The organism is Mycobacterium sp. IDUB_9, from assembly GCF_055419505.1.
Genome location: NZ_JBVAXU010000001.1, coordinates 1,458,832 through 1,474,364, shown reverse-complemented (window position 1 = coordinate 1,474,364; position 15,533 = coordinate 1,458,832). Strand labels below are relative to the sequence as shown.

The window sequence follows — 15,533 nt, the reverse complement described above, 5'->3', positions numbered from 1 at the left end:
GTAAAGGAGTGATCGTGGTCAATCCGCTTCCCCGCAACCTGGCCATCCTGGTGGTGGTGCTGGGCCTGGCCGGCTACTGCGTGAGCTTCGGACCGGCGACCGCCGGTGGTGGCAACGACTGGCACGTCCGGTTCGCCGTCCTGGCGGGCCTGACTGCCGCTCTCGGATTGCTGCCCAAGCAGACCGGCCGCCCATGGCTTACCGTCCTCCTGGCCGCTGCGGGTTTCCTCGACGCGCTGTCGCGCGTCGTGACCGATCAGTCCGGGTGGGTGCTGACCACGATCGTGATACTCAACGGATTACAGATGGCGGCCGCCGCCGCGGTCCTGTGGCTCACGCCGGAGCCGACGGCGGCCACCGCCGACGGCGGGTACGAGGCCTACCTCGACTACTACAACCAGGCGGTGCAGCAGTACTACCAGCAGAGCGCTGTGGCACAACCGGATTCGGCGCAGCGCAGCGCCTACGGGCAGGCCTATGGCCAGGCTTATGCCCAGTCCCACGCCCAGGCGCCGGCGACACCTCAGTACGGCGATTACGCCGATCTGCTGTCGCCGCAACAGGATTACGGTCGGGCCGCGGCCGCAGCGCCGGCCCAGCCCAGTGCGTCCGTCGCGCCGCCGGGGCGCGCCGGGGCGGGACCGGCCCAGTCGCCCGTCCCGCACGTGCCGCAACGCGCCGACGAATCAGCGCGGCCGGGTCAACCGATGTAGCAGCCAGGCGAAGGGCACCGTGACCACCAAGGTCACGACGAACAACACGGTCGCCGAACCGGTGTACACGTTCCAGCCCAACACGAACTCCATCACCAGATCCATGGCGACCACGTGCAGCAGGAAGATCTCGTAGGAGATCTCGCCGAGGGCGACCATCGGCCGGCTACCCATCACCCGCGCGTAGAGTCCGTCGCCGTCCAGCGCGAGCGGTGCCACCACCAGCGTGGCGATCAGCACGTAGAACATGGTCTTGGCCACGTCCTCGCCCAGGCCGAGGGTGAGCGCCGTGGTGGTACCCGCGATCGGGGTCGAGACCACCAGGTAACAGGCCAGGGCCAGGGGCAACGCCGCCATCGCGTAGCAGCGCACGCCCATCCTCGCCAGTACCGCCAGCATCATTCCCCCGACGAACCAGACCAGATAGTGCGGTAGCCAGGCCCCGCCGCCCACCGGCAGCCAGTCGGTGTTGTGCAGCAGTACCAGCCAGAGCGGGCTGATCGCCGCCAGGCTCGCCAACCCGACCAACAGCAGGACCGGCCGAAAACGTCTGCGACACAACACCACCAGCAACAGATTGGCCAGCAGCGGCAACACCGCGTAGAAGGCGACCTCGACCGCGAGGCTCCACATCTGACTCAACCCCTGGTGCAGGTAGGCCGTGAAGTAGTTGTCGCTGTAGATCTGGGTCAGCGTCAGATTGCGCAACAGACCTGTCCAGGTGTGCCCGGGATTCGGTTGCACGGGCCGGAGTTCGTAGATGCCGTAGACGAGCAGGACGGTGACGATGTAGGCGGGCATGATGCGGCGGAACCGATTTCGCACATAACGCCGAGTGCTCGGCGCATCGGCGGCTGTGGCGGCGGCCTGGACCCAGGGACGGAACAGCAGCAGCCCCGACAGCACGAAGAAGATTGCCACGCCGACCTCGAGGCGTGCGCTCATCAGGCCCAGGTATCCCTGCGAGAGCAGACCGGTGCCATACGCCGCATGGGTTCCCATGACCGTCAGCGCCGCCACCGCGCGCACCCCGGTGAGCCCGGCGATGCGATCCGCGTGCGAGACCTGCTCGAGCCCGCCCTGATCGTCCTCCGTGATCATTGGTCGGCCCGCCTCCGCCCCTGAAGCCATTTGGCCATTCTGCTGCGCGCACCACCATTCGCGTTGTTGCATCGCGGTGTGGGTGAAGAGGTCCGGAACACCGAGTTCAGCCGCGCGCACCGGCAGGAGTACCGGCGCAAGGTGCAGCTGTGCCTGGACGTATTCGAGACCATGCTGGCTCAGTCGAGTTTCGAGTTCGAGCGTCCGCTCACCGGCATGGAGATCGAATGCAACCTCGTCGACAACGAGTACCAGCCCGCGATGACCAACCAGGAGGTGCTCGCCTCCATCGCCGATCCGGCCTATCAGACCGAATTGGGCGCCTACAACATCGAATTCAACGTCCCACCACGTCCACTGCCGGGCCGGGCGGCGCTGGACCTTGAGGACGAGGTGCGGCGCAGCCTCAATGCCGCCGAGATCAAGGCCAGCGAGGACGGCGCGCACATCGTGATGGTGGGCATCCTGCCGACTCTGATGCCCGAGCATCTGTCCGACGGCTGGATGAGCCAATCGACGCGGTATCAGGCCCTCAACGACTCGATCTTCACCGCCCGCGGCGAGGACATGCCCATCGACATCTCCGGACCGGAACGCCTCAGCCTGCAGTCGGCGTCCATCGCACCGGAGTCCGCATGCACCAGCATGCAGTTGCACCTGCAGGTGTCCCCGGCCGACTTCGCCCGCAACTGGAACGCCGCCCAGGTGCTGGCCGGGCCGCAGCTCGCGGTGGGCGCCAACTCGCCCTATTTCTTCGGCCATCAACTGTGGGCCGAGACCCGCATCGAGCTGTTCACCCAGTCCACCGACACCCGACCCGATGAGCTCAAGGCGCAGGGCGTGCGGCCGCGGGTCTGGTTCGGCGAGCGGTGGATCACCTCGATCTTCGACCTGTTCGAAGAGAACGTGCGGTACTTCCCGTCGCTGTTGCCCGAGCTGTCCGATGAGGATCCGGTGGCCGAGCTCGCCGCGGGCCGGGCACCGCAACTGGCCGAGCTGCGGCTGCACAACGGGACCATCTACCGGTGGAACAGGCCGGTGTACGACGTGGTCGATGGTGTCCCCCACCTGCGGGTGGAGAACCGGGTGCTACCGGCCGGGCCGAGCGTCGTGGACATGCTGGCCAATGCGGCCTTCTACTACGGGCTGCTGCGGACACTGTCGGAGGAAGACCGGCCGTTGTGGACCAAGATGAGCTTCGCCGCGGCCCACCACAACTTCGTCGAGGGCGCCCAGCACGGCCTGGACGCGCGGCTGTACTGGCCCGGTCTGGGCGAGGTGACACCGGACGAATTGGTGCTCCGCAGGCTACTGCCGATGGCGCACGACGGGCTACGCCGCTGGGGTGTGGCCGGCGAAGTGTGCGACCGCTATCTGGGGGTCATCGAAGGCCGGGCGAAGACCGGCCAGACCGGGTCAACCTGGCAGGTCGCGACGGTGCAAGACCTCCAGTCACGGGGGTTGACCAGGCCCGAGGCGCTGGCCGAGATGCTGCGGCGATATGTGCAGCTGATGCACAGCAATGAGCCCGTCCACACCTGGGATTGAGACGCGTACGTTGGAATCATGTCATCTGAACAGGTTCTGGACTGGGACGGCGCGTACAAGGGGGAAGCAGGTTTCGAGGGTCAGCCGCCGTGGAATATCGGTGAGCCACAACCCGAGCTTGCGGCGCTGCACCGGGCCGGGAAGTTCGAGAGCGATGTCCTCGACGCGGGCTGCGGGCATGCCGAGTTGTCATTGGCACTCGCGTCCGACGGCTACACCGTCGTCGGGCTCGATCTGAGCCCGACAGCGATCGCCGCGGCCAACAATGCCGCACAGGTGCGCGGGCTGTCGACGGCCAGTTTCGCCCAGGCCGACATCACCTCGTTCACCGGATACGACGGCCGCTTCAACACCGTCGTGGACTCGACCCTGTTCCACTCCCTGCCGGTCGAAGGCCGTGACGGATACCTGCAGTCGATTCGCCGGGCCTCCGCGCCGGGTGCGCACTACTACGTGCTGGTGTTCGCCAAGGGCGCGTTCCCTGCCGAGTTGGAGACCAAGCCCAACGAGGTGTCCGAAGAAGAATTGCGCGCCGCAGTGTCGAAGTACTGGGAGGTCGACGACATCCGGCCGGCCTTCATCCACGCCAATGCCATGGCACTGCCCGCCGATGTCCCCTTCGAGTTGCCCGAACACGACCTCGATGACAAGGGCCGGATCAAGTTCCCGGCATTCCTGCTGACTGCGCACAAGGCAGGCTGAGGCCACCACCCTTTGGTGTTCGCGTGAGTAACGCACTGGCGGAGATCCGCGCCCAGAATCGCCACAGCGTTACTCACGCGGAGCTTGCCGCCGATTCGCGATATCTGACGGAACCATCAGGCCGTCATCACGACGCGACTCTAAGGTGCGTCCCGCAGCACCCCGGCGAACTGCTCCAAATCCTCGGCAGTCGTGTCGACATGCGGTGAGATCCGCAGCACCGGCTTGGTCATCTCGAACGGTGCCCGCGCGATTTCACATGCGGTGGTGACGATTCCGCGCTCGGCGATCAACCAGGCCCGCACCGCGGTCGGATCGGCGCCGGCAGTGGGTTCCAAAGTAGTGATCGCGGTGGGCTCATCGACGGGTTCCACGACCCGCCATCCCGGCACCCCGGCCAACACCTGCCGCGCCGCGCGACCCACCTCGGCAAGCCGACCCCGGACGAGTTCCGGCCCAGCTGCCAGATGTTCTCCCAGAGCAACCGAGTAGCCGATGCGGGTCGCGGCATTGTGCTCACCGTGTTCGAAGCTCTGCAGCACCGTCACCGGCACGTCCCACGACGCCGGCGGCACCCGCCGCTGCAGCCGCGCAACCAGTTCCGGCGCCACCGCGAGGAATCCCACGCCGCGCGGTCCGGCCAGCCACTTGCGCGACGACGAGTAGATCGCATCGGCACCGACGTTGCAGTCCAGATGCCCGAACGCCTGCGCGGCATCCACCACGATAGGAACGCCCGCCGCGCGGCAGACCGCGACCATCGCGGCCAACGGCTGGGCCACCCCGCGATGGCTGGCCAGCGCCGTGAAGTGCACCAAAGCTGGTGAATCAGAGGCGAACTGGCGGGCCGCCACGTCGACATCAACGCGGCCGTCCCCGTCGACGGGCAACGCACGCACCTGGAAACCGTTGGCGGCCATGACCGCGAGGTTCGGCCCGAACTCGCCGGGCAGGCAGGCAAGGGTGCGCTCCCCCGGCCAACTGCCGAGCAGCAAGTCCAATGAGTGGTTGGAACCCGACGTGTACACCACATCGGCGGCGTCGAGTCCGGTCAGTGCCGCGACCGCTGCCCGCCCCGCCGCGAGCACAGGTGCAGCCGCTTCGGCGGCCACATACCCGCCGACTTCGGCCTCATGGCGAGCATGCGCGGCGACGGCATCGATGACCGCAAGGCTCTGCCGCGAGCAGGCACCGCTGTCGAAATGCAGGCCGGCGACCTTGGGGCGGGCTTCGGCCCACTGCTGGGCGAGGCTCATTTCACCGCCAGCGACAAGCCGAAGTCACCGGCTTCATCGGTCCACCAATGAGTCTGCCGCAAACCGGCTTTCGCCAGTTCATCGGCAACTCCGTCAGCCCGGAATTTGCAGGACACCTCGGTCAGCATCTCCTCACCGGCGTCGAATGCGACGTCGAGATCCAAGCCGGAGATCCTGACCTGTTGTGGCGCGTCTGCCCGCAGCCACATCTCGATGCGTTCCTCGTCGGCATTCCACTTCGCGACATGCTCGAAGGCGTCGAGGTCGAAATCGGCGTCGAGCTCGCGGTTCACCACCGACAACACATTGCGGTTGAACGCCGCGGTGACGCCTGCACTGTCGTCGTAGGCGCGGACCAACCGGTCGGCGTCCTTGACCAGGTCGGTGCCCAACAGCACGCTGTCACCGGGCTGCAGGGTCTCGGCCAGCGATGCGAGGAAATCAGCCCGCGGACCGGGCGTCAGATTGCCGATCGTCGAACCGAGGAACGCCACCAGGCGGCGCCCGACCGGCGGAATCTTGCCCAGGTGTTCTTCGAAATCACCACACACCGCATCGATTTCGATTCCCGGATACTCCTGACCGATGGCATCGCCGGCAGCCCGCAACACACCGGCGTCGACGTCGAACGGGATGAAGCGACTCAACTGCCCGCCGTCGCGCATCGCGTCGAGCAGCATCCTGGTCTTCTCCGAGGTGCCGCTACCCAGCTCGACGAGAGTGTCCGCCCCGGCGGCCGCGGTGATCTCCGAAGAGCGGTCTCGCAGGATCTGCGCCTCCGTGCGCGTCGGGTAGTACTCGGGCAGCCGGGTGATCTGGTCGAACAGGTCGCTGCCCACCGAATCGTAGAACCACTTGGGCGGCAGCATCTTCGGCGACTGCGCCAGCCCGTCGCGCACATCGCGGCGCAGCGCGGTGGCCGCCGAATCGGCGGCCAGATAGTTGGACAGGCTGAGCGTCATACCGAACCTTTCAGTGGGGTGAGCTCGACATGCGAGTCAGAGACGTGCACCAGGTGGCGGTCCGGGATGTCGGACCAGCCGGGATCGTCGTCGTAGGGTTCGCTCGCGAGCACGACGCCGTCCGGCAGTTGCAGCATCGACAGGGTATCGCCCCAGGTGGTGGCCACCAATCGAGAACCATTGGCGGCCAAGATGTTCAGCCGGGCATTCGGATCCAGCGCGCCGACTTCGGCAATCGTCTGCCCCAGCGCATCCAGGCCACGGGCGAAGATCAGCGCCGCCAGCACCGCGCTGTCCACGACGGATTCGGCCTCCCCGGTCAGCGGCAGAACCGCACGGTCCACCACTCCGTTGTGCGACAGCAGCCATTGCCCGTCGGTGAACGGCGCCGAGGCCGAGGGTTCGATCGGCATGCCGATGGTCGCCGAACGCACGGCCGCGACCACGCATCCACTGCTCAACGCCGGCGCCACCGAGGCGAACGACGTGTCGCCCCACAGCGGTTTGTCACTGCGCCACCGACGCGCCACACCGTCAGGCGAGAAAAACCCTGCACCCCAACCGTCGGCGTTCATCAACCCGTGCTTCTGGCGACGCGGTGCATACGACTGCACCAGGAGTCCCTGCGGCGGATCCAACACCAGCGAGGCCACCGATCGCGGCGCGCCCAGCCACCCGATATGCCGGCACATCAGAGAGCATCCCAGGCCAGGCGTACACCCGAGAAAATCTGCCGCCGGATCGGATGGTCCCAGTTGCGGAAGCTCGGTCGCAGGATATCGGCGGACACCGCCCACGCACCGCCGCGCAGGACCCGGTAGTCGCCGGCCCCATTGCCGTCGAAGAAGGGCTCGGTGTAGCGGTCATAGACCATCGGGGTGAAGCCTGGCCACGGCCGCAGCGGCGACGTGGTCCACTCCCAGACATCACCCAACATCTGCTCGACGCCGTAGGCTGACGCGCCGGCCGGATACGCCCCCACCGGAGCGGGCCGACGCGCCTCACCCCCGAGGTTGGCCAGCGCCTCGGTGGGTTCGGAAGTGCCCCACGGGAACCGGCGTCGCGCGCCGGCCACCGGATCCCAGGCGCAGGCCTTCTCCCATTCGACTTCGGTGGGCAGCCGGGCTCCGGCCCAGGCGGCGTACGCCTCGGCCTCGAAGAACGTGACGTGCTGGACCGGTTCGTCGGCCGGGATGGTCTCGATGTGGCCGAACCTGGTACGGGTGCCGTCGGGACCCCAGAACTGAGGTGCGGTCAGACCGGCCTCCTGGCGATGCGCCCACCCGCGCGAAGACCACCAACGGGGCTGCTGATAGCCGCCGTCGTCGATGAATTCGCGCCATTCGGCATTGGTGACCGGGACGCGCCCGATATAGAAGGGAGGCAGCTGGACGATATGCGCCGGACGCTCGTTGTCCAGTGAATGCGGTTCCGTCAGTTCGTCGACGCCGAGCACGAACGGCCCGCCCGGGATCAGCACCGAGGTGCCGGCCAGCCCGGGCCGGCCGGTGGGCAACGCGCTGCCGGCGTCGAGCAGCGGCGGCCCGGACCGCAGGTTCAGTGCCTGCAGCATGGTCTCGTCGTGCTGGTTCTCATGGCTGATCACCAGACCGAAGTTGAACCCGGAGTCATCGGCGTCCAGGGAATCGAGCGCGTCGAGTGCACGCGATCTGACCGTCGCGCAATAGGTTCGTGCGTCTGTCGGTGGCAGCAGCGGAAGTTCGACGCGGCTGGCGCGGGAGTGCACGAAGGCGTCGTAGAGCCGGTCCACCTCCGGGGCCAGCATGCCCGGACGGTCCGCGTTGCCGCCCCGCAGCAGCCACAACTCCTCCTGCTGACCGATGTGGGCGAGATCCCAGACCAACGGGCTCATCAACGGGCTGTACTGGCGATGCAGTTCGGCATCGTCGAAGTCGACCAGGCGCAGGGTGCGTTCCCGCGCTCTGGTGAGCTGCTGAGCCAGCGCCTCGCGTGTGGTCAAAGCTCACCCTTCACCAGTAGGCCCATCGCAGAAGCGATTCCGTGAGCCACCACCCGATCGGCGAAATCGTCGGCCGGGCAGCGTCCCTCCTGGACCGAACGCGTCAACTGCGCCATCGATTCCGCCAACCCCGCCGGGGCCCGCTGCGCCGCGGCCGACACACATGCGACCGCCGATTCCTGCAGCCGGCGATCGGCCAGTCCGATGCGGGCGGCCCGGTCCCATGCGGTGGCCACCGGCGCCGTCGCCTCGGTCGCGATCGCGGCGGCCCCCGGATCGTCGAGGAGAGTGGTCAGCGTGAACACCACGGCGGGCCACAAGGCGTCCGGCACGCTGTCGAGATAGCGGATCTCCAGCCAGCGCCGCGGCCGCACCGGCGGGAACAACGTGGTCAGGTGGTACTCGAGGTCCGCTTCGGTGGGACGGCGGCCGCCGAGCACCGCGCGTCCGTCGGCCCAGTCGGCGAACGGGACCCAGTTGGTCACCGGGACGGCATCCGGGGTGTTGACGAGCATCACCGGCGCCCGCAGCGCATAGCGCGCCCAGTCACTGACCGGATCATCGCCGTCGGCGCCGAGGATCGGCCCGCAGCGCGCGGAATCCAGCTGCCCCCACACCCGCTGCCGAGAGGACTGCCAGCCGGTGAACTGTCCGCCGAGCATCGGCGAGTTCGCGGTGATGGCGATCATCGTCGGACCTAGCGCGTGGGCCAGCCGTACCCGCTGAGCCCAGCCGTCCCGCGGGCCGGCGTCGAGGTTGACCTGAACCGACGCGGTCGACGTCATCATCGCAGCGCCCGCATCGGCCGATCCGCTGGCCGCGAAGAACTGCTCCATGGCCTCATAGCGCGGGCCGGGGTTGACCCGTTGGGTGGGCCGTACCGGATCGGCGCCCAGCAGGACCAGGCCCAGACCGCGGTGTTCGAACTCCGAACGCAGCACGGCTCGGTCGGCCAGCAGTCCGGTGATCGCTGCCGAAGGACCGTCGGCAGGCGGTCCGGACAGTTCGATCGCACCGCCCGGCTCGACGGTGATGCGACTGCCACCGGGCAGCGCGGGAATCGAAGCGATGACCTCGGAGAGCTCATCCCAGCCCGGGCGCCGCAGCGGATCCTCGACGTCGAAACAATGCGCCTCGATCTCCAGACCCACCTGCCCGACCGGTACGTCGTCCAGACAGCAGGCTTCGATGAAGTCAGCGGCCTGTTCGGCGCTGGTGAACTCGACGGGAGTGAGCCGAGCCGGACCAGCCCTGACGGGTTCTGCCATGGCCACCACCCTCCCGGACGTCACCGTCTCAAACGGCTCGGTTGTGTTCCATCATCCAGATAGCACCGACAACTTCTACTGCCCCAAGGTGTTCTGCATGGCACCGGCAAGGACATTGACCGCGGGGCCGGCGTTGCCGGACTGGCATACCTTGGCTTGTAGCAGGACGTTTTCCCGTTTGCGGGTGGTGTTGAAACAGCGACGGTCCGTGCCGGCTTCCTGTTTCACCCAATCGGCGTCGGTGGCGCTCGCCGGGCCGCCGGTGAAGGTCCACACCTGGGTGACGAAGTTGTCCAGGTGCATCGCGGTGGTCTGGCCCGAGCACCCGTTGGTGCGGTCCACCACCCGATGGAACGCGCGCTCAGCGGCCTCCGGTGTGGCGAACACCCCGACGGCCTGCTTGACGTAATGACTCTGGTCGTCACCCGCCGTCTGCGTGGTGGCGCCGTTGAACGAGGCGAGGTCCGGATCGTTGTACACCTCGGGCAGGCCGATATCGGCCCAGTTGTTGCACACCGGGTTCTCGACCGAGAAGCCTTGGAAGGGGACGGTGAACTCGGACTCCCACGTCATCGGGGCACCGATGATGTTGCCCACCGAACCCTTCGGCATGACGGCATAAGACACCACACCAGGATCCGAGGGACGCGCACCAGCAGGTGCAGCCAATGCCAGCGCGAGACCGGCCAGCCCGAAACCGACAGTCAGGGCACGCATGGCCTCGATCATGCCAGTTAGTGAACCGTGCGCGTGCAGTAGGTTCGCGCCGGCGACGGATAAGGCCAGGCGTAGTGCCCGGTTTCGGCGGGACAGGCCGAACCGTCCCGCACGTCGAGACGCCTGGTCACCTCGACCATCACACCCGGGCCACGGTCGGAGCGCACCGCGCAATCAGCCAGCTCCACCACGCCCGCGGGCATGCCGAGTTCATAACAGTGATTGGCCACCAGATTGGGAACCAGACACAGCCGCGCGGTCGACGGGTCGGCGAGTTCGGCAGGCAGATGCTGATACTCGGCGCTCGGGCAGGCCCCGGTGCCGTCGGCGATGGCCCCGACGGTGTAGCTGGGGTCGACGTTGCAGGACACCTTGCCGGCCCGGGTCACTTCGGGGGCTGCTGGTGTGGTGGCCGGGACACTCACGCAATCACCCACAGCGAAGACCATGGCCGCGCCGCGCTCGGGTTCGGATTCGGCGCCCGCACCGCAGCCGGCGGCCAGCACCGGCACCGCGACCAGTGCGGCAACCACCACCAGCCGATTGCGCGTCATGGTTAGCGAGAATCTCACGATTCCCAGTCGCCTGCCCAGCGCTTGGCCGAATACCGCCGAATACCAAGGCGCCCCGGCCACAAGGGGAGGTGGCCGGGGCGTCCGTTGGGCTGCAGAGTGGTCTTATGTGGTGACGGCGGCCTTCTGGCAATCGGCACAGATTCCCCAGAACACGACCTCCGCCTCATCGACGGCGAAACCGGCCAGGTCAGACGGCTCCAGGCAGGGCGCCTCCCCCACCGCGCAGTCGACATCGGCAACCACACCACACACCCGGCAAACCAGGTGATGATGATTGTCGCCGGCGCGCGTCTCATAACGTGCCGAGGAACCGGCCGGTTCGATCCGACGGACCAGGCCCGCGTTGACGCAGGCCCGCAGGACGTCGTAGACCGCCTGGGTCGACACCGAACCGAGGTTCTCGCGGGCCAGCCCGGCCACATCGTCTGCAGTCGAATGCGGATGGTCGGCCAGCGCCTGGAGAACCGCGACCCGCGGTGCAGTCACGCGCAGCCCAGCAGCCCGCAACAGGGCCTTGGGGTCGTGTTGATGCACCGTGGTCACGGCTCCAGTATGCGCGCTCTTTGGAGTCAGTCCAAAAGAGTGGGCTGTGATTATGGTCGCGCGGGCTGCCCGGGTGTCGGCGGGGTCTCAGTGCGCTCAGAGCCGTTGCCCGGACCAGGTCCACCGGGACCACCCTGCCCACCTGGACCGAACCCGCCGGGGCCACCCGGACCCCACGGCGGCATCATTCCGTGGCGCGGCCCCATCTGCCCCGGACCACCTCCGGGTCCACCGTGGTGGAACATCATCATGCCGCCACGGTCATGGCCGCCGCGATGGTGATGCCCGCCCCCACCGGAATGTGCGCCGAGGAAGAAGCCGGTGCCGAAGACGACAGCCACGATGAAAACGCTGCCGGCGGCAATGCCCACCCACGCGAGCGCTTGCATGAGCCGGCTCGGCTTGTTCTCGGCGGGCGGGGCGGGAGGGACGACCACGGTCGCCGGCGCTGCCGCGACTGGTTCGGTCGCAGGATCGGAAGGTGTTTCAGTCATGTCACGAGCATGCGAGCACTGCTGAGGTGCAGATCAAGAATTGGCTGTGAATCAGCTTTGAAAGTCCCGGGAGCTACTGCTCAGGTGGGTCCGCGCCGCCGCTTTCCACACCACGGCTGCGCGGACGCACGAACCACAGCCCCACGGTAGAAAACGGCGTAAGGCGTGCCAAGCGTGCCCGGCTACTGCCCCCAAGGCTTGAACGGATTCACCGCGTACTGGATCACGCGGTACGGGGTGCCGCCGCGGGCCATGGTGTTCCACTGGCTGATGAAGACCCTGACCTGATCCAGCGTGGATCCCGGTGAGATGTAGCCGCCGTAGGGCTGGGCCAACTCGTTGATCTCCGGCGGGGGCAACGCGTCGACAGGGTCAGGCCAGGCGCTGGCGAACACCACTGTGGTCACGGGTGCGGTACCCAAACCCGTGGGGTCGTAGGCGACCCGCACCTCCATGTTTCCGTTGGTGGCGTTGAAGTAGGACAGCACCGGCTTGCCATCGATCTGGCGGATGCTCATCTCGCCCACCCGGTCGGAGAACAACGCGGTCGGGGGCTTGCCCCAGCCACCCGCCGACGACCAACCCTGCCAGCTCGCACGGTCGGTGAAGGTCTTCGGGCTGGCCCGGTACAGGAAAGGCGGACCGCTGCGGTCGAAATTGTTGGCCACGATGTACACCCACCCGCTCGGTGAGTCCGGCGCCGGGACCGGGTCGTAGTAACCGGTGATCTGCGTCTGGGCCCCGCCCTGGTACTTGGCATCACGTACCGAACCGGGCACCGTCGGCCAATTTGGCTGCGCTGCATCGGCTTTCACCAATCGGGAGCTCTGCGGCCGGAGATCCTTGGTGGTGGTCACCAACATGTAGTTCTCGCGGTTGATGGAGATCACGCCGGCAGGCAACTGCGACGAACCGGCCGGCGCGGCGTCGGCCAGCAGCGGTTTGTCCACCCCGGTAACGCCCCGGTAGCGCACGCCGCCGGCATCCTCGATCGAATCGGCATCGACGTGCAACGCCACCGGCGAGTGCCAGCCGCCGAAGCCCACGGCCTGTCCCGCGAAGCTGTCACCGCACACCTGGAGCACCCGGCTGGGGAACTCCATGAACTCACACAGATCCGTCGCGCCGATACCGTAATCACGGGTGGGCGTACCGGTTCCGGCACTCGGGCCGATCCGCAACACCTGACCCGGAGCCAGCGGCGGCACGACGAGATCCCCGAAGCCCGGGGTCGCACCTGCTGCCGGCATCGCCGAAATGGCATTCCAGCAGAGAAAGATCGAGAGAACGCCTGCTGGAATGCGGTTTCGGCGCAAGGCGACGCTTAGAGCTCGGCGGCCAGCAACTCGGCGATTTGAATCGTGTTCAGCGCAGCACCTTTTCGCAGGTTGTCGCCGGACACGAACAATGCAAGGCCACGCCCCTCGGGCACACCCGGGTCTTGCCGGATCCGGCCGACCAGGGACTCGTCGATACCGGCGGCGGCCAACGGGGTCGGCACATCGACCAGCTTCACACCCGGCGCAGCGCCCAACAGTTCCTTGGCGCGCTCGACCGAAAGCGGCTGAGCGAACTCGGCATTGATCGACAGCGAGTGTCCGGTGAACACCGGAACCCGCACACAGGTACCGCTGACCAAGAGCTCGGGGATGCCGAGAATCTTGCGGCTCTCGTTGCGCAGCTTCTGGTCCTCGTCGGTCTCGCCGGAGCCGTCGTCGACCAGTGAACCGGCCAGCGGGATCACGTTGAACGCAATGGGCGCGACGTATTTCACCGGCTGCGGGTACTGCAGAGCCGAGCCGTCATGCACCAGCTGCTCGGCACCGTCGACCACCGCGCGGGTCTGCGACGCGAGCTCCTCGACACCGGCCAGCCCACTGCCCGACACCGCCTGATAGCTCGACACGATCAACCGGGTCAGCCCGGCCTCCTCGTGCAGCGGCTTGAGCACCGGCATCGCGGCCATGGTGGTGCAGTTCGGGTTGGCGATGATGCCTTTGGGGCGGTTGCCGCCGTCGCGCTTGAAGTTGACCTCGCTGACGACGAGGGGTACCTCGGGGTCCTTGCGCCACGCCGACGAGTTGTCGACGACGACGGCGCCCGCCGCGGCGAACCGCGGGGCCTGCACGCGCGACATCGTCGCACCGGCGGAGAACAGGGCGATGTCGAGACCCGACGGGTCGGCGGTCTCGCTGTTCTCGACCTCGATCTCCTGGCCGCGGAACGTCAGCTTCTTGCCCTCGGAACGGGCTGAAGCGAAGAACCGGACCGAGCTGGCCGGGAAGTTCCGCTGCTCCAACAGGGCGCGCATGACCTGGCCGACCTGGCCGGTAGCACCGATGACACCGATCGAAACCATCTCAGCGCCCCGTTCCGCCGTAGACCACGGCCTCGTCGTCGCCGCCCAAGTCGAAGGCGTCATGCAGGGCGGAGACAGCGGTGTCGAGATCCGTGTCCTTCACCAGCACCGAGATGCGGATCTCCGACGTGGAGATCAGGTCGATGTTGACGCCGACCTCGGCCAGCGCCTCACAGAACTTCGCGGTGACGCCGGGATGGCTGCGCATGCCCGCGCCGACCAGCGACACCTTGCCGATGTGGTCGTCGTACAGCACCTGGCTGAACCCGATTTCGTCCTGCAGCGAGGTCAGCTTCTGCACCGCGCCAGGCCCGTTGTCCATCGGGCAGGTGAAGGTGATGTCGGTCTTGCCGTCCTCCACCTTGGAGATGTTCTGCAGCACCATGTCGATGTTCACGTCGGCGTCGGCGACCGCGCGGAACACCCTGGCGGCATAGCCGGGCACGTCCGGGACGCCGACGACGGTGACCTTGGCCTCCCCGCGGTCGTGGGCTACTCCGGTCAGAAGGGCGTCTTCCATGGGGATGTCCTCGATCGATCCTTTGACGATGGTGCCGGGCTTGTCCGTGTACGACGAGCGCACGTGAATCGGAACGTTGTACCGGCGGGCGTATTCCACGCAGCGCAGCATGAGCACCTTGGCGCCGCACGCGGCCATCTCGAGCATCTCCTCGAAGGAGACGGTGTCGAGGTGGCGGGCATTGGGCACGATGCGCGGGTCGGCGGTGAAGATTCCGTCGACGTCGGTGTAGATCTCGCAGACGTCGGCTTTGAGGGCGGCGGCCAGCGCGACGGCGGTGGTGTCGGAGCCGCCGCGGCCCATGGTGGTGACGTCCTTGCTGTCCTGGCTGACGCCCTGGAACCCGGCGACCAGCACGATGACGCCCTCGTCCAGCGCATCGCGCAGGCGGCCGGGGGTGACGTCGATGATCTTGGCGTTGCCGTGGATGCCGGTGGTGACAATGCCGGCCTGCGAGCCGGTGAACGAGCGGGCCTGCGCGCCCAGGGACTCGATGGCCATCGCGACCAGAGCATTGGAGATGCGCTCACCCGCGGTGAGCAGCATGTCCATCTCACGCGCGGGCGGGGCCGGGGAGACCTGACGGGCCAGGTCGAGGAGGTCGTCGGTGGTATCGCCCATCGCGGAGACCACGACGACGACATCGTTGCCGGCCTTCTTCGTCTCGACGATGCGCTCGGCCACGCGGCGGATCCGATCGGCATCCGATACCGAGGATCCGCCGTACTTCTGTACGACGAGCGCCACTGTCTAACCCTTCAGAAAGCTGGATTGAGTCCCACACAGGATAAGGG

Annotated in this window: 16 protein-coding genes; 3 read left to right on the top strand and 13 right to left on the bottom strand. The window is 67.3% G+C overall.

Annotated elements, in window-relative coordinates; translation table 11 throughout:
* Positions 1 to 14: 14 nt before the first annotated feature.
* On the top strand, positions 15 to 713 hold the full coding sequence (locus ACZY08_RS07210; protein ID WP_463743855.1) for a DUF5336 domain-containing protein: 699 nt from the start codon (positions 15 to 17) through the stop codon (positions 711 to 713).
* Here the strand turns inward: ACZY08_RS07210 and ACZY08_RS07205 are convergent.
* Entirely contained in the window at positions 687 to 1,844 is a 1,158-nt protein-coding gene (locus ACZY08_RS07205) for an acyltransferase family protein (RefSeq protein ID WP_463743854.1), read from the bottom strand. The two genes, ACZY08_RS07210 and ACZY08_RS07205, sit on opposite strands and share 27 nt — an antisense overlap.
* Before the next feature lie 48 nt (positions 1,845 to 1,892).
* Here ACZY08_RS07205 and ACZY08_RS07200 point away from each other — a divergent pair, with 48 nt between their 5' ends.
* Together ACZY08_RS07200 and ACZY08_RS07195 are read left to right on the top strand one after the other, a co-directional pair.
* Positions 1,893 to 3,362 carry a glutamate-cysteine ligase family protein gene (locus ACZY08_RS07200; protein ID WP_463743853.1) on the top strand — a complete coding sequence of 490 codons (1,470 nt, stop codon included), beginning with the start codon at positions 1,893 to 1,895 and terminating at the stop codon, positions 3,360 to 3,362.
* Positions 3,363 to 3,380: 18 nt separating this feature from the next.
* On the top strand, positions 3,381 to 4,064 hold the full coding sequence (locus ACZY08_RS07195; protein ID WP_463743852.1) for a class I SAM-dependent methyltransferase: 684 nt from the start codon (positions 3,381 to 3,383) through the stop codon (positions 4,062 to 4,064).
* Positions 4,065 to 4,204: 140 nt separating this feature from the next.
* Here ACZY08_RS07195 and egtE read toward each other — a convergent pair whose 3' ends face one another.
* The 12 genes from egtE to ACZY08_RS07135 all read right to left on the bottom strand — a co-directional run bounded on the left by egtE (position 4,205) and on the right by ACZY08_RS07135 (position 15,486).
* Complete coding sequence (gene egtE, locus ACZY08_RS07190) at positions 4,205 to 5,320, bottom strand: ergothioneine biosynthesis PLP-dependent enzyme EgtE (RefSeq protein ID WP_463743851.1); 1,116 nt, start codon at positions 5,318 to 5,320, stop codon at positions 4,205 to 4,207.
* A complete protein-coding gene (gene egtD, locus ACZY08_RS07185) occupies positions 5,317 to 6,282 on the bottom strand; it encodes an L-histidine N(alpha)-methyltransferase (RefSeq protein ID WP_463743850.1) in 966 nt (321 codons plus the stop codon). The genes egtE and egtD overlap by 4 nt, the downstream gene beginning before the upstream one ends.
* Complete coding sequence (egtC, locus tag ACZY08_RS07180; RefSeq protein WP_463743849.1) at positions 6,279 to 6,974, bottom strand: ergothioneine biosynthesis protein EgtC; 696 nt, start codon at positions 6,972 to 6,974, stop codon at positions 6,279 to 6,281. The genes egtD and egtC overlap by 4 nt, the downstream gene beginning before the upstream one ends.
* Entirely contained in the window at positions 6,974 to 8,263 is a 1,290-nt protein-coding gene (gene egtB / locus ACZY08_RS07175; protein WP_463743848.1) for an ergothioneine biosynthesis protein EgtB, read from the bottom strand. Before egtB ends, egtC begins: the two co-directional genes overlap by 1 nt.
* The gene (gene egtA / locus ACZY08_RS07170) at positions 8,260 to 9,531 is read right to left on the bottom strand and encodes an ergothioneine biosynthesis glutamate--cysteine ligase EgtA (RefSeq protein ID WP_463743847.1); all 1,272 of its coding nucleotides are present in this window, start codon (positions 9,529 to 9,531) and stop codon (positions 8,260 to 8,262) included. Before egtA ends, egtB begins: the two co-directional genes overlap by 4 nt.
* 75 nt (positions 9,532 to 9,606) lie before the next feature.
* Positions 9,607 to 10,248 (bottom strand): sensor domain-containing protein, encoded by a 642-nt coding sequence (locus ACZY08_RS07165; RefSeq protein WP_463743846.1) that lies wholly within the window; start codon positions 10,246 to 10,248, stop codon positions 9,607 to 9,609.
* 17 nt (positions 10,249 to 10,265) lie between these two features.
* Positions 10,266 to 10,802 (bottom strand): LppU/SCO3897 family protein, encoded by a 537-nt coding sequence (locus tag ACZY08_RS07160; RefSeq protein WP_463743845.1) that lies wholly within the window; start codon positions 10,800 to 10,802, stop codon positions 10,266 to 10,268.
* A gap of 123 nt (positions 10,803 to 10,925) precedes the next feature.
* Complete coding sequence (locus ACZY08_RS07155) at positions 10,926 to 11,366, bottom strand: Fur family transcriptional regulator (protein ID WP_463743844.1); 441 nt, start codon at positions 11,364 to 11,366, stop codon at positions 10,926 to 10,928.
* Positions 11,367 to 11,416: 50 nt separating this feature from the next.
* Positions 11,417 to 11,860 (bottom strand): hypothetical protein, encoded by a 444-nt coding sequence (locus tag ACZY08_RS07150; RefSeq protein WP_463743843.1) that lies wholly within the window; start codon positions 11,858 to 11,860, stop codon positions 11,417 to 11,419.
* A 182-nt stretch (positions 11,861 to 12,042) separates the two neighbouring features.
* Entirely contained in the window at positions 12,043 to 13,110 is a 1,068-nt protein-coding gene (locus tag ACZY08_RS07145) for a DUF4185 domain-containing protein (RefSeq protein ID WP_463743842.1), read from the bottom strand.
* Positions 13,111 to 13,184: 74 nt separating this feature from the next.
* Complete coding sequence (locus tag ACZY08_RS07140; protein WP_463743841.1) at positions 13,185 to 14,219, bottom strand: aspartate-semialdehyde dehydrogenase; 1,035 nt, start codon at positions 14,217 to 14,219, stop codon at positions 13,185 to 13,187.
* 1 nt (position 14,220) lies between these two features.
* Complete coding sequence (locus ACZY08_RS07135; RefSeq protein WP_463743840.1) at positions 14,221 to 15,486, bottom strand: aspartate kinase; 1,266 nt, start codon at positions 15,484 to 15,486, stop codon at positions 14,221 to 14,223.
* Positions 15,487 to 15,533 lie beyond the last annotated feature (47 nt).